Raw genomic sequence first — 18,056 nt, 5'->3', positions numbered from 1 at the left:
CTCCTCAGTATGGGTCGACGGCGTCGCGCAGGCCGTCACCGAGCGCATTGAACGCAAAGACGGTGATCAGCACGAAGGCCACGGGGGAAAGGATCCAGGGGTAGGATCCGATGACTGAATAGGTGGCGGTATCCTGCAGCATCAGGCCCCAGGACATCAGCGGCGGTTTGACCGCGAAGCCGAGGAAGCCGAGGAAGGATTCGAGCAGCACCACGCTGGGGATTGCCAGCGTCACGGAGACGATCACGTGGCTCATCACATTGGGGAAAATATGCTGGAAGATGATACGCCGGTCTGTGGCGCCGATCGCCATCGCCGCCCGGACATAGTCGATGCGGGCAAGCGCCAGCGTCTTGCCGCGCACCTCGCGCGACATCTGCGCCCAGCCGAGCGCCGACATGACGAAGATGACGAAGGCGAGGAAGACGTTGGTGGGCGCCGTTACCGGGATCAGCGACGTCAGCGCCAGATAGAGCGGCAATTGTGGGAAGGCGAGGACAAGCTCGACGAAGCGTTGCATCCAGGTGTCGAAGCGGCCGCCGAAATAACCGGAGACCATGCCAACGGTGGTGCCGACGACGGTGACGATGAACACCACCGTCAACGCGATCATCAGCGAGACGCGGGAGCCATGGAAGATGCGCGACAGCACATCACGGCCGAACTTGTCGGTGCCGAGGAAGTTGACGGGCGTACCGTCGGTCGCGCCGAAGAAATGGCGGTCGGTGGGGATCAGGCCGAGTAGCCGGTAGCTGAAGCCCTTGACGAAGAAGCCAAGGTTCTGCGGGTTGGCATAGTCCGGGCCGACGATCGGCTGGAAGGTGATAGGATCAAGCTCGGTGCCTTCACCGATCTGGTAGGTGCGCGGCCAGACGAGATTGCCCTCCTGATCGGTGATCGAGATCGTCTGCGGCGGGGCAAAGGCGACGCCGGTAAGCTTGGGGTCTACGGGAGAGAAGAACTCGGCAAAGATCGTCATCAGCATCAGCAGGCAGACGAGGATGAGGCCGGCCATTCCCGTCCAGGAGCGCTTCAGGCGGCGCCAGACTAACGCGAGATAGGTTTCGTTGTGATGGTGTGCGGCGGGGACCGGAACAGTGAGCGTGTTTTGAACGTCGGCTTTCATGCGTGCGCTCCTCCACCCAGACGGACACGAGGATCGAGTAGGGCCAGCAGCATGTCGGCGATGATGTTGCCGACGATCAGCGTGGCGGAGAGGACCAGCATGAAGGTTGCGGTGACATAGACGTCGCCGACCCACATCGAACCGACGATGGCCGGGCCGACGGTCGGCAACGCGAAGATGATCGCGGTTTCGATTTCGCCGGTCAGCATATAGGGCAGCACGACGCCCTGATACATGACAAGCGGATGCAGCGCGTTCGGTACCGCATGACGCATGATGACGGCGCTTTCGGAGAGGCCCTTGGCCCGCGCGGTCTCGACATATTGGGCGTTCAGCGTATCGAGCAGATTGCCGCGCATGACGCGCATATTGTAGGCGAGGCCGCCGAACGTGGCGATGGCGATGACCGGCCAGACGTGTTTCAGGAGATCGACGAATTTGTCCCACGACCACGGCGCGCCGCCATATTTGGCGGAGTGGAAGCTGTTGATCTCGGTGACGTTGAAGTGGAACACCAGGATATAGACGATGATCAGTGCCATCAGGAAGCGCGGCACCGTCATGCCAAGAAAAGATATGCCGGAGAGCAGGGTATCGACCCACGTATATTGCCGGGTGGCGGCAAGAATGCCGAAGGTGATGCCGATAATGGAAGCGAGGATGTGGCAGACCAGCGCCAGAGCCAGCGTGCGCGGCAGGCGTTCGCCGACGACCTCGGAAACGGGCTTGTTGTAGAACAGGCTATGGCCGAAATCGCCGCGCGTGACGATACCGGTGATCCAGTTGACGTACTGGACGACCATCGGCTTATCCAGCCCGTTAGCGACCTTGTAGGCCTGCGCCTGGGCGTCGGCTTCCTCGAAGGATGCGCCGCCCTGGTTGATCATCTGCGACCGGATATAGTCGCTATAGTCGCCCGGCGGTGCCTGGATGATCGCGAAGGTGACCACGCTGAGCACGAAAAGGACGGGTATGGCTGACGCGATGCGCACAAGCAGAAATCGGAACATGGCTGTTAGGTTCTCTTGTGTGTTTTGGGATTTTCCCAGGCCGGGTTGATGGCGCGGCCTGGGAAGCGGAGTCTATCGATCAGTTCATCGGGCCTTTTTCGCCGGGCTTGCCGGGCAGTTGCTCAGGGAACAGTTCGTAATCACCCTGCTTGTCTGCGGCGACGAACACCCGTTCGCGGATGATCGTGTCTTCCGCCCAGTTGAACATGAAGATCGGCGCACCGACCGGAATGTTCGAGAAGCGCTTGTTGACGATCAGCGCGCCTGGATATTCGGTCAGGCCGACTGAGTTGACGTTGGTAGTGGCGACCTTCTGGTACTGCTTCATCAACTCCGTGCGTTCGTCATTGTCGCTCGAGGCAATGAACTTGTTGACGATATCGACAAGCTCCTGCTCGAACGGCATCAGATCAAGCTGCCCACCTTCCGGCACGCGGTGGTTCCAGCTGGTGCGTGGACCCGTTGCGGCGAGCTGCGGGGTGTTTTGCACCACGGATGACAGTTCTGCACCATTACGCAGCACCATCCAGTCCCAGCGGCCGCCATAGTTGGCCGCGTCGCGCTGCTTGCCGTCGAGCGCGTTGAGCACTACCCGAATGCCCAGCTGTTCCATCTGGCCGACGACGCCTTCAGCGAGGTTTTTGTCGGTGCTGTAGTCGGATGTGACCAGCAACACGACCTCGACATCCTTGCCGCCAAGCTTGTCGGCCGGATAGTTGACGAAGCCGTTGCCGTCGGTGTCCTTCAGGCCGGCCTTTTCGAGGAGGGCCTTGGCGCCTTCCAAGTCGAACGGATAATAGACGGTCGACTGGCGGTCGTAGAAACTTGTTCCGGAAGAAAGGCCGCCTGGATAAATGGCGGTGAAGGGGCCTTTGACCAGCGATTCGCCGATCTTCTTGCGATCGACCGCCATGGTGATGGCCTTGCGGAAGTCCTCATTGCGGTTGAGCTCCCGCACCGCCTGGCCGCGTTCGTCCGGTTCGCCCCAGCCATTGCCGGAGAAGTTCATATAGAGATTGTAACCGATCAGCCGGGCACCGAACGCGAGGCGTGCCGGTGCGGTATCCTGGGCGGCGCGCTTCAGGCTTTCGACGAAATTCTCGGGCTGTTCGAGGTTGGAGAGGTCACCGGAACCGGCAATCGCCTGCACGTCGCGGTCGGCCCAGGTCGAGAGCTTGTAGTGCAGCTCGTTGAGATAGGGCAGCTGGTTGCCGGCTTCGTCCACCTTCCAATAGTAGGGATTGCGGCGCATGACGATAATATCGTCGGGACGGTATTCGACCGGAACCCAGGCGCCCATGATCGGAATGTTCATGTATTCCGGCGGGAAGCCGTTCTTGTACTGGTCGTAGGTAAAGTCCTTGGCGTATTTCGGGTGCTTGGTCTTGAGAATGTGGGCCGGACCGGGGCAGAACGTGCCGTACGCCATGGAGTAGAGATACTGGCGCGGGAAAGCCTCCTTGAAAGTCCATTCGACGGTGTTGGCGTCGATGGCTTTCAGTGTCGTGCCTTCGCCGAAGGTTTCCGGCGTTGCGCCATTGAGCGGCGAGACATTGGGGTCAACGACATTGTCGTCCCAGTAGAACATCACGTCTTCGGAGGAAAAGGGAACGCCATCCGACCATTTGGCACCTTCGATCAGGTGCATGGTGAGCTTGTGGCCATCTTCCGACCATTCCCAGCGTTTTGCGAGGTTCGGCAGCGGCTCGACGTCCTTCGCCTCGACCTGATAAAGCGGCGCGGTGCGGGTCAGGCATTCAGACATTTCGATATCAATGCCGCCCCACCCTTGCGTCTGTCCGGCGGAATAGTTCCAGCCTTCCGGCCGGCCGCCGATGACGTGGCGCATCGTATCGCCATAAACGCCAACGCCATCCGGCATATTGCCGGTCTTGAAGACCAGCGGCTCCTTCGGCAGGCGCTCGGCAACCGGCGGTAGCTTGCCGGCCTTGACGAATTTTTCGGTGACCCAGTCGGGCTCGTGATATTCCGGCAGGGCCTTGTATTCGAGGATGGAATCGCGCGGCACGTAGGTGATCTTGCCCTGTGCCGGGAAGGCCGGCTGCTCGGGCACCACGGTCGGCTCGGAAGCCATTGCCGACACGGCGAATGCCGACACGCCCAAAAGCAGCGCGCTGGTCGTTTTCAGATGGCGAAAGCTGTTCATTGTCGTTGTTTCTCCCTCATGCTTTAGACCGGCCCGGTATGGGCGGCTCTCCTCCTAAAAGCGTCCGGCATGACGGCATCCTGCCATCTGCCGGAATGGAGCGGGCAACGGATTGCCCACCCTCAGACCGATTTCCTCCTCAAGCAAACGGGTCTTGCGCGTCTTGCTGCAGCTCAGCTTGCGGCTTTCAGCTTCGTTGCTTCCTTCTCGGCGCGCAGTTCATCGATCGAGCGCACTTCGCGGCGGGCAACGCCCTTCCAGTCACGGGTCTTCACGGTACCCCTGGCTAGGCGTTCCTTGGCTGCGGGTACTGCATGGGCATATTGCGGCAGCCACTCGGCCTGGGCGACGACCATTTCATCGACCATCTGCCAGACCTCTTCCGGTGTGCAGATGGCGCCAACCAGCGGATCGTGCAGCACCGCGAGTTTCAGGAGGTCGATGTCGCCTGAGATGGCGGCGTGAACCGACATGCGCTGGACATTGATCGAGGACATGCAGGTGGCAGCGCAGGCTTCCGCCAGCGTGATACCGGCGACCATGTTGATGCCGAAGCGATCGACGAAGCCGGGCGATTCAATGATCGCGTCCGACGGTAGGTTGGTGATGACGCCGTTGTTCTTGACGTTGAAATGGCCGCGATAGACGCGCCCGGTTTCCAGTGCTTCCAGAATATGGCTGGCGTGTTCGTTGGAACGGCGGGCCGGATCGATCGGCTTACCTGCGTCTTCCAGGAACTGCGGATATTCGGTCTCGAACCAGTTGCGGGTCTCGGTCGAATGGCGCAGGTAGCCGCCGGTTTCACCGTGGATCCAGTCGGACATATCGATCCAGCGGGTAATTTCCTCCGGCCGCTTGCGGTACCAAGGCAGGTACTCCGACAGGTGGCCGTTGCTCTCGGTGGAATAGACGCCGAAACGCTTCAACACATCGATACGCAGCTTTTCCTGCTGTGAAAAGACCGGATGTGCCTCAAAGGCGGCGACCAGCTCATCCTTGCCGATCTTGCGGCCCTTGACGCGGACATCGGTGAACCAGGTCTGGTGGTTGATGCCGGAGCAGATGTAATCCAGTTCGCCATCCTTGGCGCCGAGGATTTCGGCAATCTGTTCGGCGCCGTGCTGGACACCGTGGCAAAGACCGATCGTATCGACCTTGCCATATTCGATCGCAGCCCAGGTGTTCATCGCCATCGGGTTTGCATAGTTGAGGAACTTCGCGCCCGGCTCGGCCAGTTCGCGGATGTCCTTGCAGAAGTCGAGGATGACCGGAATATTGCGCTGGCCGTAGAGAATGCCACCGGCGCAGATCGTATCGCCGACGCACTGGTCGACGCCATATTTCAAGGGGATGCGGATATCGTCGGCGTAAGCTGCCAGACCGCCGACGCGGACGCAGCTGATGATGTAGCGCGCACCCGATATTGCCTCGCGGCGGTCGGTCGAGGCGGTGACCTTGGCGGGCAAGTTGTTGGAGGCGACGATCTTGTCGAGGATCGACTTGATCATGCCGAGATTGTGCTCGCTCAAATCGGTAAGCGCGAACTCGACATCGCGGAACTCCGGCACGCAGAGAATGTCGGTGAAGAGTTTCTTGGTGAAGCCGACACTGCCGGCGCCGATAATGGCTATCTTGAAGCTGCTCATGCTGTCCTCGTCGCTGGTCGTTTGGCCGGGAAGAACGGACAGGGTAAAATCAATGCACCGGACACATTGCGATCAAACGCACTCTGCGTGCCGGTTCTCCCCGTCGATGCCGTTCCAATCCGGTCATCTTGCTTTGTTGAGGGGCATTATGCGTATAATGAAAGGTGCCGCCAGAGAGGTATTATGCTTTCATGGGTAATTCTATGCTGAAACGACTGATCGAGAATGGACCGGTGATGCGGACGGTTTCCCTGCCGCGCGGACGCCATAGCCTGCACACAATGCCGACCAGCACGGGCTATGAAATCCGCACCGACGAGACCTATGACTGGGATGGCCGCAAGCGCGGGCAGACACCGTTCACCGTGCTTCAGCACACGATCGCCGGCGCGGGAAACCTGCGCTACGAAAACCGCACCTATCGGGTGCGCGAGGGCGAGACCCTGCTGGTTCTGGTGCCCCACAATCACCGCTACTGGCTGGAGCGGAACGGACGCTGGGAGTTTTTCTGGATTTCCATGAACGGTGAGGAAGCGTTGCGCATCCATAAGGCGATTCTTGCGACCACCGGGCCGATCCTCAATCTCAAGCCGGAAACGATCGAGCGTCTTGCCGATTGCAGTCTGCGGCTGATTTCCGGTGGCGCCGAGGCCCCGGGCAATGCGTCCGCCATCGCATATGAATCGGCGATGGTGTTGTATGACGATGTTTTCGGCTCGCATCCTGTTATCGGCCAGGAATACCGGACGATGCAGCATGTCATCGACCACATCATGGCCAATCTTGAGCGCCCGTTGCCGGTCGAGACCCTCGCTGAGGTTTCGGGTCTCAGCCGGGCGCATTTCTCTCGGGTCTTTGCCGCCAGCGAGGGCATGCCACCAGCCGAATTCGTGCTGCGTAAACGGTTGCGGCGCGCCACGAAATTGCTGACCAATGCGGCGCATCTCTCTGTCAAGGAGGTGGCGATCATGGCGGGCTTCGAAGACCCGAATTATTTCGCCAAGGTGTTCCGCCGTTATTTCGGCGCCAGCCCGACGGAATTCCGCACGACGGGCATGTATTCCTCTATCGCTGCCAATGGCCGTGGCGCGGTGGCGGCCCAATAGTCTATCTGCCTACGGATCAGTAGAAGAGGTGCCAGGGCGTGAGAAACGCGCGGCTCAGTTCCTGATCGCGCTCCTGTTCATACTCGGTCTGCTCTTCGCGGCTTTGGCGAACGGGCATTTCCACGCGGATGGCCTTTTCTTTTTTCACCGGAGGTGTCAGGTAACCCAGTGTCATTCCACCGTGATAAAACATTCCGTTCTCCGCTGTTTCCGTGGACCGGTTAACGGCCGTTAACACAATCCTGACACAATTGATGCGACTGTCAATAGTCTATACTTTTGATATCCTATTTGGCGAAGCTGCATTCGGGGAGCATCCAAGCTTGGCAAATTTCGTCTCCCTTTAGAAAATAATATAATCTATAAATTTTATGATGATTGAAAAAGCGATCCGGCTTCCCGGGCGGCCACGGGTGTTCTTTGCTTGAGACGAGGGCATTTTCCATGCGTAAATCGGCCATCGTGAACGAGACGGCAAAAGAGTGGACCCGCATGAACCTCGCTTTGAGAAATTCGCTCGACCGAACCATCGCGCCACAGGGGCAGTCCTTTCCGCATGTGGCGGATGAGGATGCCTTGAAATCGGCGATGCGGCGGATGCCGGGTGGTGTCTCCGTCATTACCGCCGGCGTTGGTGACGAACGGACCGGCGCGACAGTGACGTCAGCCACTGCTCTGTCCGTCGATCCGCCAACGATGATCGTCAACATCAATCGCAGCTCGTCCAGCTGGCCCATCATCAGCCGCTACGGGCATTTCTGCGTCAATATTCTCAGCGCCGACCAGCAGGATGTCGCCGACCGGTTTGCCGGCAAGGGCGGTTTGAAGGGAAGCGAGCGCTATGACGGAGCAGAGTGGTTTACGCTGGCAAGCGGGGCTTCTGTCCTGCGCGGTGCGTTGGCTGGTATTGATTGTGAAGTGGACGAGGTGATCGAACGCCACAGCCACGCGATCATTCTCGGCCGCGTCGTCTCCATCGTTGCTGGCGACGGACATTCTTTGGTCTATAGCAATGGCCGATACGGCCGCTTTTCGCTCTGATGAAAACGCCCCGCCCCCGAGGAACGGGGACGGGACGCCAGATCCACACCGATGAGGGGTCAGTGTGGCAGTGATATCTGGGTATGGACGCCGAGATCCGGCTCCTTGCCTGTCAGATTGGCCTTGGCCATTTCCCATCCGAAGCGCAGCGTGCTGTTCGAAGAGGCCCAGATTGCCACGTCATCGAGCTTCAACTGAAGCATCGTCAGGGATGGATCGTCTTTACCGTTCTCGAACCAGGCGCCCACCATCGGCGACCAGAATTTTTCGATATGCGTCCGGGATTCCACCTCGTCGATCATGCCGGCGAGGCAGGCGTGATAGTCATGGTCCTTGCTGATGATGCAGAAATGCGCCCGGTCGCCGGTACGCACTGCCTTGACGAGATCGCTATCGGCCCTGGAATAGAACCAGATTGAATTGGTTTCCTTTTCGATGAAAGGTGCCATCGGCTGCATATGCTGCTTGGAGCCCTCGACGCCCAGCATCCCGGCATGGATATCGCCAGCCACGTCCCACAGCTGTTGTAACGGATCATTTTTGGTCTTTGAAAGATCGGCCATTGTTTTTCCTTTCCTGCGGCGGGATCAGGCGGCACGGCGCTCATGGCGGCCCTCTTCGACCTCCTCAACGATCTTGGCGATGAATGGTTGCAGATCGCCTGGATTGCGCGAAGTGATGATGCCCTTATCGGTCACGACAGCCTCATCCGACCAGATCGCCCCGGCATTCTTCATGTCGGTCTTGATCGAGATATAGGACGTCATCTTGCGACCACGCACCGCATCGGCCTCGATGAGCAGCCAAGGCGCATGGCAGATGGCTGCGACAGCCTTGCCGGACGCGACGAATTCCCTGACAACGCGCATCGCATCCGTATCGTGACGCAGAATGTCAGGGTTCATCTGGCCGCCGGGCAGAACAAGTGCATCGAAATCGTCGATATTCACATCCCTGGCAAGGAGGTCGACATTCACCGTGTCGCCCCAGTCTTTCTTGTCCCAGCTCTTAATAGGATCGTTGTCGAGAGAAGCGATCTTGACGCTCGCGCCACGGTTTTTCAGCTCGTCCAGCGGCACGCGCAGTTCGGAGCGTTCATAGCCATGGGTGGCAAGAATGAGGATTTTGGATTTGTCGATGAACGGCATGAGGCCATCTCCTTCTTCAAGATTTGAGAGGGTTCGTGCCTACAACGGCCGCCTCCGCCAATCGTTCCGATCTTTCGGGTTCCTCACGTTGACGAAGATCGGAAAAGAACATATCATGAACAATATGAAGAAATCGCTGAATGAACGCTTGGCCATCCTTTCCGATGCCGCCAAATACGATGCGTCTTGCGCCTCAAGCGGGACGGTGAAGCGGGATTCGTCCAAGTCCGGCGGCTTGGGATCGACCGAAGGGTCAGGCATTTGCCACGCTTATGCGCCGGATGGACGTTGCATTTCGCTGCTCAAGATCCTGATGACGAATTTCTGCATCTACGATTGTGCCTATTGCATCAACCGGTCGTCCAGCAATGTCGAGCGGGCACGCTTCAGCGTCGAGGAGGTCATCTGGCTGACACTGGAATTCTACCGGCGCAATTATATCGAAGGCCTTTTTCTTTCGTCGGGGATCATCCGCTCGTCGGATTACACGATGGAGGAAATGGTCCGCATCGCACGGGAATTGCGTGTCACCCACAAATTCGGTGGCTATATTCATCTGAAGTCGATCCCGGAGGCCTCGCCACTGTTGATCGAGCAGGCCGGACTTTATGCCGATCGTCTCTCTATCAACATCGAGTTGCCGACTGATTCTGCGCTGACCCGGCTGGCGCCGGAAAAGCGGCCGGCCAACATCCGTAAATCGATGGGTGAACTCAGGCTGAAGATCGAGGCTGCCGGCGAGCCGACACTGCAGACGAAGCGGCGTAAGCGTTTCGTACCGGCGGGCCAGAGCACGCAGATGATTGTCGGGGCTGATCAAACCAATGACAAGGGCATACTTGGCACCAGCGCACGGCTCTATGGCAGCTACGGACTGCGCCGGGTGTATTATTCTGCCTTTAGCCCCATCCCCGACGCCTCGAAAAATCTGCCTTTGATCAAACCGCCCTTGATGCGCGAACACCGGCTCTACCAAGCCGATTGGCTCTATCGCTTCTACGGTTTCGGCATCGAGGAAATTACCGAGAACCAGCCGGATGGTATGCTGGACCTTAAACTGGACCCGAAGCTCGCCTGGGCCCTGGCCAATCGCCATCGTTTTCCGGTGAATATCAACACGGCGGAACGCGAGATGCTGCTGCGGGTGCCGGGGTTGGGAACAAAGGCCGTCAGCGGCATTCTGTCTGCCCGGCGACACCGCCGTTTGCGGTTGGAGGATCTGGCGCGCCTGCACGTCTCGATCAAGAAAGTGCAGTCCTTCGTCGTCACCGAGGGCTGGACACCGCATCGGCTGATCGATCGCTCTGATCTGCGGGCCATGTTCGAGCCCAAACCCGAACAGCTGGCGCTTTTGTGATGGTAACGGTTACGTTGGAGGGCCGGGGAGATTTGACGGAGTGGCGGGAGGCTGCCCGAACTCTGCTGCTTGCCCGCACAGAGCCGCGAATGATTGACTGGCGTTGCAGGAACGGTGCGGTGGACGATCTGTTCGGACCTGCTGCCGAAGCACCGCAGGCGCCTAATACCGCTGCAGCGTCCGTGCCGGCCGTGACTGTCCCAAAGGCGTTTTTGTCATTGGCACAAGCTGTGATCTGCCACAGCGATCCCCTGCGTTTCCAGCTTCTCTACCGGATTCTTTTTCGGCTGCAGCGTGAGCGCACGCTTCTGCAGGTGCTCTCCGATGCCGACGTGGCCCAGCTGCATGCGATGGAAAAATCCGTGCGGCGCGATTGCCACAAGATGACGGCCTTCGTCCGCTTCAAGGAGATCGATGCCGAGCAGGGATATGCGCGCCGGCGTTTTCTGGCCTGGTTCGAGCCCGATCATCATATCGTTGCGCGCGCCGCGCCGTTCTTCCAGCGCCGTTTTACCGACATGGACTGGATCATCGCCACGCCGAAAGGGACGGCGGCCTGGGATGGCGACGCCTTGACGATTTCAACGGAACCCGCGGCAAATCCGATGCTGGTGGATAGCACCGATAGGCTATGGCAAACCTATTTTTCCAACATCTTCAACCCGGCCCGTCTGAAGGTGAAGATGATGATGACGGAGATGCCGAAGAAATACTGGAAGAACCTGCCGGAGGCGGAACTCATCCCGGGCTTGATTGCCGGAGCCGAGGCGAGCGTCGTTGCCATGGCCGAACGGGCAGCGAGCGAAGCCCCGCTGTTTCACCAACGGCTGCAGGCCCTCGCCCGAGCCGAGCCGGACATCGTGCAGGCGTCGGCAGGGACGCTTGAGGAGCTTCGCGAGGAGGCACGCCATTGCACGCGCTGTCCCCTGCATTGCAGTGCGACGCAGACGGTTTTTGGCGAAGGACCGCAGGATGCCAGGATCATGATCGTTGGCGAACAGCCGGGCGATCAGGAGGATCTGGCCGGGCGGCCCTTCGTCGGCCCAGCGGGCGCGGTGTTCAATACAGCTGCTCAGGAAGCAGGGTTGGATCGCAAGGAGACCTATGTCACCAATGCCGTCAAGCATTTCAAATATGAGCCGCGCGGCAAGCGCCGCATCCATCAGAAGCCGAATGTCGGGGAAGTGCAGCACTGCAAATGGTGGCTGACGCGGGAACTGGCACTGATCAAGCCGAAGCTGGTGGTGGCAATGGGGTCAACGGCACTGATGGCGCTGACCGATAGCCGGCAGCGTCTGGCCGATTTGCGCGGCGAGATGCTGCAGCTTAGCCACGGGCAGTTGCTGCTTGTCACCGTGCATCCGGCCTATCTCCTGCGCATCCCGGATGAGGGACGCAGGCTGGAAGAAATGGCGCGGTTTCGCTCGGACATTGCTCGTGCGGCCTCCTTCGGGAGGCAGGCGATGTCTCATCCCGCGGTGGAGTGGAGGGTACCCGCAACGGGTGATATCAAGCCGTCAATCGGAGTGGGTTGAACGTTGAGGGATCAAGTGCCTTTACGCTAAAGCCTTCCGGCCGAGGTTGACCTGTCAAAAGACTGGCAGCCAAAGCGCCAAGGGCCGGTGAAGTCAGGATACCGTAACCGCCTTGACCTGCGAGCCAGAAGAGATCCCGATGATCTCGCGCAAAGCCGATCACCGGCAGCTTGTCGGGCGAAAAACTGCGCATACCGGCCCAGCTCTTGGCGACGCGGCGGATTGGGATTGTGGTCGCTTCTTCGACATAATGGGCGGCCCAGGCGACATCGAGTTCCTCCGGTTGCACGTCGCCGGGTTCGCATGGGGTGGCGTCGGCCGGGCTGGCGAAGAGCCGGCCGGCATCGGGCTTCATGTAGAAGTCTTCGTCGACTTCATTGATCTCCGGCATGTCGGAGATATCGATCCCCTCCGGAAGATCGACCGTGATGGCCGTGCGGCGATGCGGGATGATGCCGAGTGGTTCGACGCTAAAGATTTCCGCCATCGCATCAGCCCAACCACCGGTCGCATTGACCACGGTTTTGGCACGGACAGCGCCTGATGACGTTTCGATGGTCCAAGCCTGGCCATCATGGCTGGCGGACAGAACCGCGTGGCGCTCGCGGATCTCCGTGCCGTTGCGGCGCGCGCCTTTGACATAGCCCTGCAGTAGGCTTTCCACCTCGATATCCCAGAAGTTGGGATCGTAGAATGCCGCGGCGGCATAGCCGGGTTTCAGGACCGGCAGGCGCGTCAACAGGTCCTGTTCGTCCAGCATTTCCAGCTCGGGCGTAAAGCCGATTTCTGCGCGGAAAACCTCCCCCAGACGTTTGGCTTTTTCGGCCGTGGCGATCATCACGCCGCCACGCTGCTTCAACAGCGGGATGTCCGAAAATCCATCCGGCGGGCTATCGAAGAAATCCTTGGCGATCGCTGCCAGTTGGCAGACCTCCGGCGCATTGTACCGCAGCACGAATTCGGCGGCAGAGCGGCCGGTGCTGTGGTAGCCGAGCGCCGTTTCCCGTTCGAGCACGACGACAGAGCGATGGGGGCTGAGAAAATAGGCGAGCGACAGCCCGGCGATGCCGCCGCCGATGATGGCCACGTCGAATGTCTGCATGTCAGTTCGTCCCCTGCTCTCTCGCGATCTCCATCGCGCAGACGGACCCTAGAGGCACCCCCTTCAATGTTCAAATTTATAGTGAAGAAGCTCACTATCAGGCAGATTGATGCCTTGCGCTATGGTCCAGCGGTTCGGTGTCTGTAACATGGCGCAGGAAGGCGGCTTCGGCCGGATTGAGGATCGCGTTGGGATTGGTAATGCGGAAGACATCCGTGGTCGGCAACAGATCGTAGGGCGGCAATTGCCAGAGCTCGCCCGCGGCAAGACCCGGCGCCGCCAGGTGGTCCGGCACCATGCCGATGCCGATATTGGCCGCGATCAGGCGCAGCACTTCCTCGACATTGCAGGAGACGGCTCGCACCTGCTGGCCGAAGGAGCCCATGGCGCGCACGGCGGTAATGGCATTCATATGCTGGCCGCCGAGAACATCGGCGATGAACGCGATGTAGGGATCGCCGCGCAAGTCGTTCAAGGCTGCGGTCTTTGCGCCGAACAGACGGTGGCCGCGGCCGCAATACAGCCCGTACTGTTCGCGGATATGGAAGGCCTTATCCAGCGCTTCAGGAATATTACCATCGCACAGGCCGATGGTAGCAATGTTGCGCTCGACGGCGCTGATGACGCTGACGGTTGTTTCGACCGTGATGCTGAGTGTCACCTTCGGATAGAGATGAAAGAAGCTCTCAAGCTTGCGATCCCAGGCCGGATTGTGCGCATGGCTGACCGAATGAATGCTGACATGGCCGGTCACGTCGTCGCCTGCGGTTTCCAGCGCGTTCGGCAGGCGCACGACCGCTGCGAAGATATCGCGGCATTGGCGGTGCAGCTTTTCGCCGGCCTCCGTCAGATCGAAGCGGCCCGGGCGGCGGTCGATGAGCTTTTGGCCGACCGTCTGTTCCAGCCGCTTCAGAGCCATGCTGACGGCCGGTTGCTGCAACAGCAGCCGGTTGGCGGCTGCCGTGATGCTGCCTTCCTCGACCACGACGACGAAGGTGCGCAAAAGGTTCCAGTCGAGATTATGAGCGAAGCGTTCGAGGCGATTGTCAGGCATGGCAACCCGCGATCAGAGGGAGACGAGACCGGACGGTAGCCGGTTCATGATCTCGTGGCCATCCGGTGTAATCAGCAGCTGGTTTTCGATGATCATGCCGCCCACGCCATCGACATACCACGGCGTTTCAAAGGCGAGCACCATGCCCGGCTCGAGGATGACATCCGATTGCCGCGAGAGGAACGGCCATTCCTCGCTGCCGAGACCGGCGCCCAGGCCATGGCCGAAATGGCCCCGCGTATAGCCGGGAAAACCAGCCTTCGCCATCGCGTCGGTTGTTGCCCGGTGCACGTCGCTCATGGCGATGCCGGGTTTCAGCAACGGCAGGCCGGCGCCATAGGCGGTTTGTAGGGCATCGAACAAGCGGGACTGCAGAGCGGATGGCGTGCCGCAGACGACGGTGCGGCCGGTGTCGGATGTATAGCCGGCAATCAAACAGCCGACATCGACCTTGATCAGATCGCCGCGCTCCACCACGCCGCCCTTGGTCCACGGATTCTGGCCAACGGAGACATATTCCCAAAGGCCCGTCAGGTTCTGGACGTTGCGCCGTCCGGCTTCAGCCCGCGCGCCCTTCTCCCAGGCGGCGGCCAGCGCATCGCGGCTGATGCCGATGTCGATGGTTTCGCGCAGAGCGACGATTCCGGCCTCGGCCAGTTCGACGGCGGTACGCAGATGGCCGATTTCGCTCGGCGATTTGATCATCTTCAATCGCCGGACAAGGTCTGAGGCATCGAGCAATTCGGCATCGGGCAAAGCGACAGACAGCAGCCGGAAATCGGAGACGGAAAGGCCATCGAATTCAATGCCGATACGGCCTTCGTGCAGACCCCTTTCTGCGAGAAGCGCCGCGGCGAGCTGGAAGCCATGGCTGGCATCGAAGGTTTCCGGACGCTCGAAGCCGGGTGCACGCCCCTGTCTTGCCCAGGCCGCTTTTATCAATTCCTCTGGCGGCTGGGCTTCCATGCCTCTGATATCACCGGTCTCCACCCAGATCGGATTGATACGGATATCGGTGAGCGCGCTGGAGGCGCGAAACGCAGCCTCGAACAGGTCGGTGACGACAGCGGCTTCCTGAACCGCCGGGTCGGCGGGAACAATGGCCGCCACGGCGCCGGCGCGCCGCCACATGGTGGCAACGCCTGCAGGTGCACCGGTGGCGTAGGTGAAACTTTCCGGCGAAAGCAGCAGTAGCGCGTCAAGCCCGGCGGCTTCCATCAGTTGCGATGCGCGTGTCCTGTCGAGGTGTGCCATGCCGTTTCCTTGTCCTGTCGTTTCAACGTCCTGCACGCCGCCATTCCCGCAGCGCATGAGGCAGTGCCGCATTTTCGTTTGTGTCGCCCTGCCCGGCTTGCCATAACGGATACAAGAAGGAAAGTGACGGGAGGAAGACATGGCTGCAAGACAGGAATTCCAGTGGGACGACGCATTTCTGCTGGAGGATCAGCTTTCTGAAGATGAGCGGATGATCCGCGATACGGCCCGCGCCTACGCGCAGGACAGGCTGCAGCCACGTGTCATCGATGCCTACCGCAACGAGACGACCGATCCATCGATCTTCCGCGAAATGGGTGAACTTGGCCTACTCGGTGTCACCGTGCCGGATACTTATGGTGGCGTTGGCGCATCCTATGTGGCTTACGGTCTGGTTGCCCGCGAGGTCGAGCGGGTCGATAGCGGCTACCGCTCGATGATGAGCGTCCAATCCTCCCTCGTCATTTACCCGATCCATGCCTATGGCTCGGAAGAACAACGCCAGAAATACCTGCCGAAGCTGATCAGCGGCGAATTCATCGGCTGCTTCGGCTTGACTGAGCCGGATGCGGGTTCCGACCCCGGCGGCATGAAGACCCGGGCGGTAAAGACCGATGGCGGTTACCGGCTGAGCGGTTCGAAAATGTGGATCTCGAACGCACCGATTGCCGATGTCTTCGTCGTCTGGGCAAAGTCCGAGGCGCATGGCAATGCCATTCGCGGCTTCGTGCTGGAAAAGGGCATGAAGGGTCTGTCGGCTCCGAAGATCGGTGGCAAGCTGTCGCTGCGGGCATCGATCACTGGTGAAATCGTGCTGGACAATGTTGAAGTCGGCGAAGACGCGTTGCTGCCAAATGTCGAAGGCCTGAAGGGTCCGTTCGGCTGCCTCAACCGCGCCCGCTATGGCATTTCCTGGGGCGTTCTGGGCTCGGCGGAATTCTGCTGGCATGCGGCCCGTCAATATGGTCTCGATCGCAAGCAGTTCGGCAAGCCGCTGGCGCAGACGCAGTTGTTCCAGAAGAAGCTTGCCGACATGCAGACGGAAATTACCCTTGGCCTGCAGGCGTCGTTGCGCGTCGGCCAGCTGATGGATGCGGGCCGGATGGCGCCGGAAATGATCTCGATCGTCAAGCGCAACAATTGCGGCAAGGCGCTGGATATCGCCCGCGCCGCCCGCGACATGCATGGCGGCAACGGTATCTCAGAGGATTATCAGGTGATGCGTCATATGGTGAACCTCGAAACGGTGAACACCTACGAGGGCACCCATGACGTTCACGCCCTGATCCTCGGCCGTGCCCAGACCGGGCTGCAGGCCTTCTTCTGAGCGCCGGCATGGAAACGCCGCTGAAGGGCCTGAAGGTTCTCGAACTCGCCCGCATCCTGGCGGGACCCTGGATCGGCCAGACGCTTGCCGATCTCGGTGCCGATGTCATCAAGGTGGAAAGCCCAGCGGGGGATGACACCCGCACCTGGGGTCCTCCGTTCATCGAGAGCGACACCGGCGGCCATCTGGATGCCGCCTATTTCCACGCCTGCAATCGGGGCAAGCGCTCGGTCATCCTCGACTTCACCACCAAGGAAGGGCAGGAGGCTGTTCGGCGGTTGGCGGCACAGTCGGATGTGCTTTTAGAAAATTTCAAGGTTGGTGGGTTGGCCAAGTACGGGCTGGATTACGAAAGCCTGAAAAAGGTCAATCCGCGGCTGATCTATTGCTCCGTCACCGGCTTCGGTCAGGACGGCCCCTATGCCCACCGCGCCGGTTATGATTACATCATTCAAGGCATGAGCGGCATCATGGACCTGACGGGGGACCCGGAGGGTGAGCCACAGAAGATCGGCGTCGCCTTCGCGGATATCTTTACCGGTCTTTACGGCGTTATCGCCATCCAGGCGGCGCTGCATATGCGTGAACGGACCGGCGTTGGCCAGCAGGTCGATATGGCATTGTTCGACAGCATGACCGGGGTGCTTGCCAACCAGGCGCTGAATTTCCTGGTTTCCGGCCAATCACCGCGCCGCCTCGGCAACGCACATCCGAATATTGCGCCCTATCAGGTGTTTCCGGTTTCCGATGGTCACCTGATCGTTGCCGTCGGCAATGACCGGCAATTCGTCAAGTTCTGCACGCTGCTCGGTCTCGATACTCTGGCGACCGACCCGCGCTACCTGACCAACGCCAGCCGGGTAAAGCATCGCGATACGCTGACGCCGGAACTGGCGGCGCGAACGGTGACCTTCAATCGCGATACGCTGCTGACTATGCTCGAGGCGGCCGGTGTTCCCGGCGGGCCGATCAATACGGTCGCGGATGTGTTTTCAGACCCGCAGATTCTCCACCGTGGCATGCGGGTCGATCCGCCGCACACGGGATCGGCGTCCGGAACGGCGCCGGGGGTGCGCACGCCCATCCAGTTTTCTGGTGCCGGACTGGCCCTGGAGCGTGGCGCGCCAAGACTTGGCGAACATACGCATGAGGTGCTGGCCGAGATCGGGATGAAGCCGTGAAG

The 18,056-nt window shown here is 60.1% G+C and carries 16 protein-coding genes; 6 read left to right on the top strand and 10 right to left on the bottom strand.

Annotated features, from left to right (window positions below; all coding sequences use genetic code 11):
* Positions 1 to 4 precede the first annotated feature (4 nt).
* The 4 genes from ASD36_RS26495 to ASD36_RS26480 form a co-directional block, all read right to left on the bottom strand.
* On the bottom strand, positions 5 to 1,126 hold the full coding sequence (locus ASD36_RS26495; protein ID WP_060502572.1) for an ABC transporter permease: 1,122 nt from the start codon (positions 1,124 to 1,126) through the stop codon (positions 5 to 7).
* Positions 1,123 to 2,136, bottom strand: coding sequence for an ABC transporter permease (locus tag ASD36_RS26490; RefSeq protein ID WP_060502573.1), 1,014 nt, complete (start codon positions 2,134 to 2,136; stop codon positions 1,123 to 1,125). The genes ASD36_RS26495 and ASD36_RS26490 overlap by 4 nt, the downstream gene beginning before the upstream one ends.
* A gap of 79 nt (positions 2,137 to 2,215) precedes the next feature.
* Positions 2,216 to 4,303 (bottom strand): ABC transporter substrate-binding protein, encoded by a 2,088-nt coding sequence (locus ASD36_RS26485; protein ID WP_060502574.1) that lies wholly within the window; start codon positions 4,301 to 4,303, stop codon positions 2,216 to 2,218.
* A 173-nt stretch (positions 4,304 to 4,476) separates the two neighbouring features.
* Entirely contained in the window at positions 4,477 to 5,949 is a 1,473-nt protein-coding gene (locus ASD36_RS26480; protein ID WP_060502575.1) for an alpha-glucosidase/alpha-galactosidase, read from the bottom strand.
* A 191-nt stretch (positions 5,950 to 6,140) separates the two neighbouring features.
* Between ASD36_RS26480 and ASD36_RS26475 the strand changes: the two genes are divergently transcribed.
* Positions 6,141 to 7,055 carry an AraC family transcriptional regulator gene (locus ASD36_RS26475; RefSeq protein ID WP_060502576.1) on the top strand — a complete coding sequence of 305 codons (915 nt, stop codon included), beginning with the start codon at positions 6,141 to 6,143 and terminating at the stop codon, positions 7,053 to 7,055.
* 16 nt (positions 7,056 to 7,071) lie between these two features.
* On the opposite strand, the gene ASD36_RS31075 is transcribed toward ASD36_RS26475, so the two are convergent.
* A complete protein-coding gene (locus tag ASD36_RS31075) occupies positions 7,072 to 7,248 on the bottom strand; it encodes a hypothetical protein (RefSeq protein WP_164491976.1) in 177 nt (58 codons plus the stop codon).
* 251 nt (positions 7,249 to 7,499) lie between these two features.
* On the opposite strand from ASD36_RS31075, the gene ASD36_RS26470 reads away from it, so the two are divergent.
* Positions 7,500 to 8,096, top strand: a complete 597-nt coding sequence (locus tag ASD36_RS26470; RefSeq protein WP_244481947.1) for a flavin reductase family protein — start codon at positions 7,500 to 7,502, stop codon at positions 8,094 to 8,096.
* 59 nt (positions 8,097 to 8,155) lie between these two features.
* Here the strand turns inward: ASD36_RS26470 and ASD36_RS26465 are convergent, their stop codons facing one another.
* Positions 8,156 to 8,659 carry a pyridoxamine 5'-phosphate oxidase family protein gene (locus tag ASD36_RS26465; protein WP_060502577.1) on the bottom strand — a complete coding sequence of 168 codons (504 nt, stop codon included), beginning with the start codon at positions 8,657 to 8,659 and terminating at the stop codon, positions 8,156 to 8,158.
* 24 nt (positions 8,660 to 8,683) lie between these two features.
* Positions 8,684 to 9,244 (bottom strand): type 1 glutamine amidotransferase domain-containing protein, encoded by a 561-nt coding sequence (locus ASD36_RS26460; protein ID WP_060502578.1) that lies wholly within the window; start codon positions 9,242 to 9,244, stop codon positions 8,684 to 8,686.
* 124 nt (positions 9,245 to 9,368) lie between these two features.
* Here ASD36_RS26460 and ASD36_RS26455 point away from each other — a divergent pair, with 124 nt between their 5' ends.
* A complete protein-coding gene (locus tag ASD36_RS26455) occupies positions 9,369 to 10,601 on the top strand; it encodes a putative DNA modification/repair radical SAM protein (RefSeq protein ID WP_060502848.1) in 1,233 nt (410 codons plus the stop codon).
* On the top strand, positions 10,601 to 12,136 hold the full coding sequence (locus ASD36_RS26450) for a UdgX family uracil-DNA binding protein (protein WP_082511987.1): 1,536 nt from the start codon (positions 10,601 to 10,603) through the stop codon (positions 12,134 to 12,136). Before ASD36_RS26455 ends, ASD36_RS26450 begins: the two co-directional genes overlap by 1 nt.
* Here the strand turns inward: ASD36_RS26450 and ASD36_RS26445 are convergent.
* The 3 genes from ASD36_RS26445 to ASD36_RS26435 all read right to left on the bottom strand — a co-directional run bounded on the left by ASD36_RS26445 (position 12,111) and on the right by ASD36_RS26435 (position 15,546).
* Positions 12,111 to 13,238 (bottom strand): FAD-binding oxidoreductase, encoded by a 1,128-nt coding sequence (locus tag ASD36_RS26445; protein WP_060502579.1) that lies wholly within the window; start codon positions 13,236 to 13,238, stop codon positions 12,111 to 12,113. The genes ASD36_RS26450 and ASD36_RS26445 overlap by 26 nt on opposite strands.
* Before the next feature lie 97 nt (positions 13,239 to 13,335).
* Positions 13,336 to 14,292, bottom strand: coding sequence for a LysR family transcriptional regulator (locus ASD36_RS26440; RefSeq protein ID WP_060502580.1), 957 nt, complete (start codon positions 14,290 to 14,292; stop codon positions 13,336 to 13,338).
* A 12-nt stretch (positions 14,293 to 14,304) separates the two neighbouring features.
* Positions 14,305 to 15,546: a Xaa-Pro peptidase family protein gene (locus ASD36_RS26435; RefSeq protein ID WP_060502849.1), complete on the bottom strand. Its 1,242-nt coding sequence runs from the start codon at positions 15,544 to 15,546 to the stop codon at positions 14,305 to 14,307.
* Between the two features lie 139 nt (positions 15,547 to 15,685).
* Between ASD36_RS26435 and ASD36_RS26430 the strand changes: the two genes are divergently transcribed.
* Both ASD36_RS26430 and ASD36_RS26425 read left to right on the top strand, forming a co-directional pair.
* A complete protein-coding gene (locus ASD36_RS26430; protein ID WP_060502581.1) occupies positions 15,686 to 16,873 on the top strand; it encodes an acyl-CoA dehydrogenase in 1,188 nt (395 codons plus the stop codon).
* 8 nt (positions 16,874 to 16,881) lie between these two features.
* Positions 16,882 to 18,054 carry a CaiB/BaiF CoA-transferase family protein gene (locus ASD36_RS26425; RefSeq protein WP_060502582.1) on the top strand — a complete coding sequence of 391 codons (1,173 nt, stop codon included), beginning with the start codon at positions 16,882 to 16,884 and terminating at the stop codon, positions 18,052 to 18,054.
* Positions 18,055 to 18,056 lie beyond the last annotated feature (2 nt).

Origin of the sequence: Rhizobium sp. Root1334, assembly GCF_001426665.1 — a bacterium.
Taxonomy (GTDB): Bacteria; Pseudomonadota; Alphaproteobacteria; order Rhizobiales; family Rhizobiaceae; genus Pararhizobium.
This window is presented reverse-complemented; position numbering and strand designations above follow the sequence as displayed.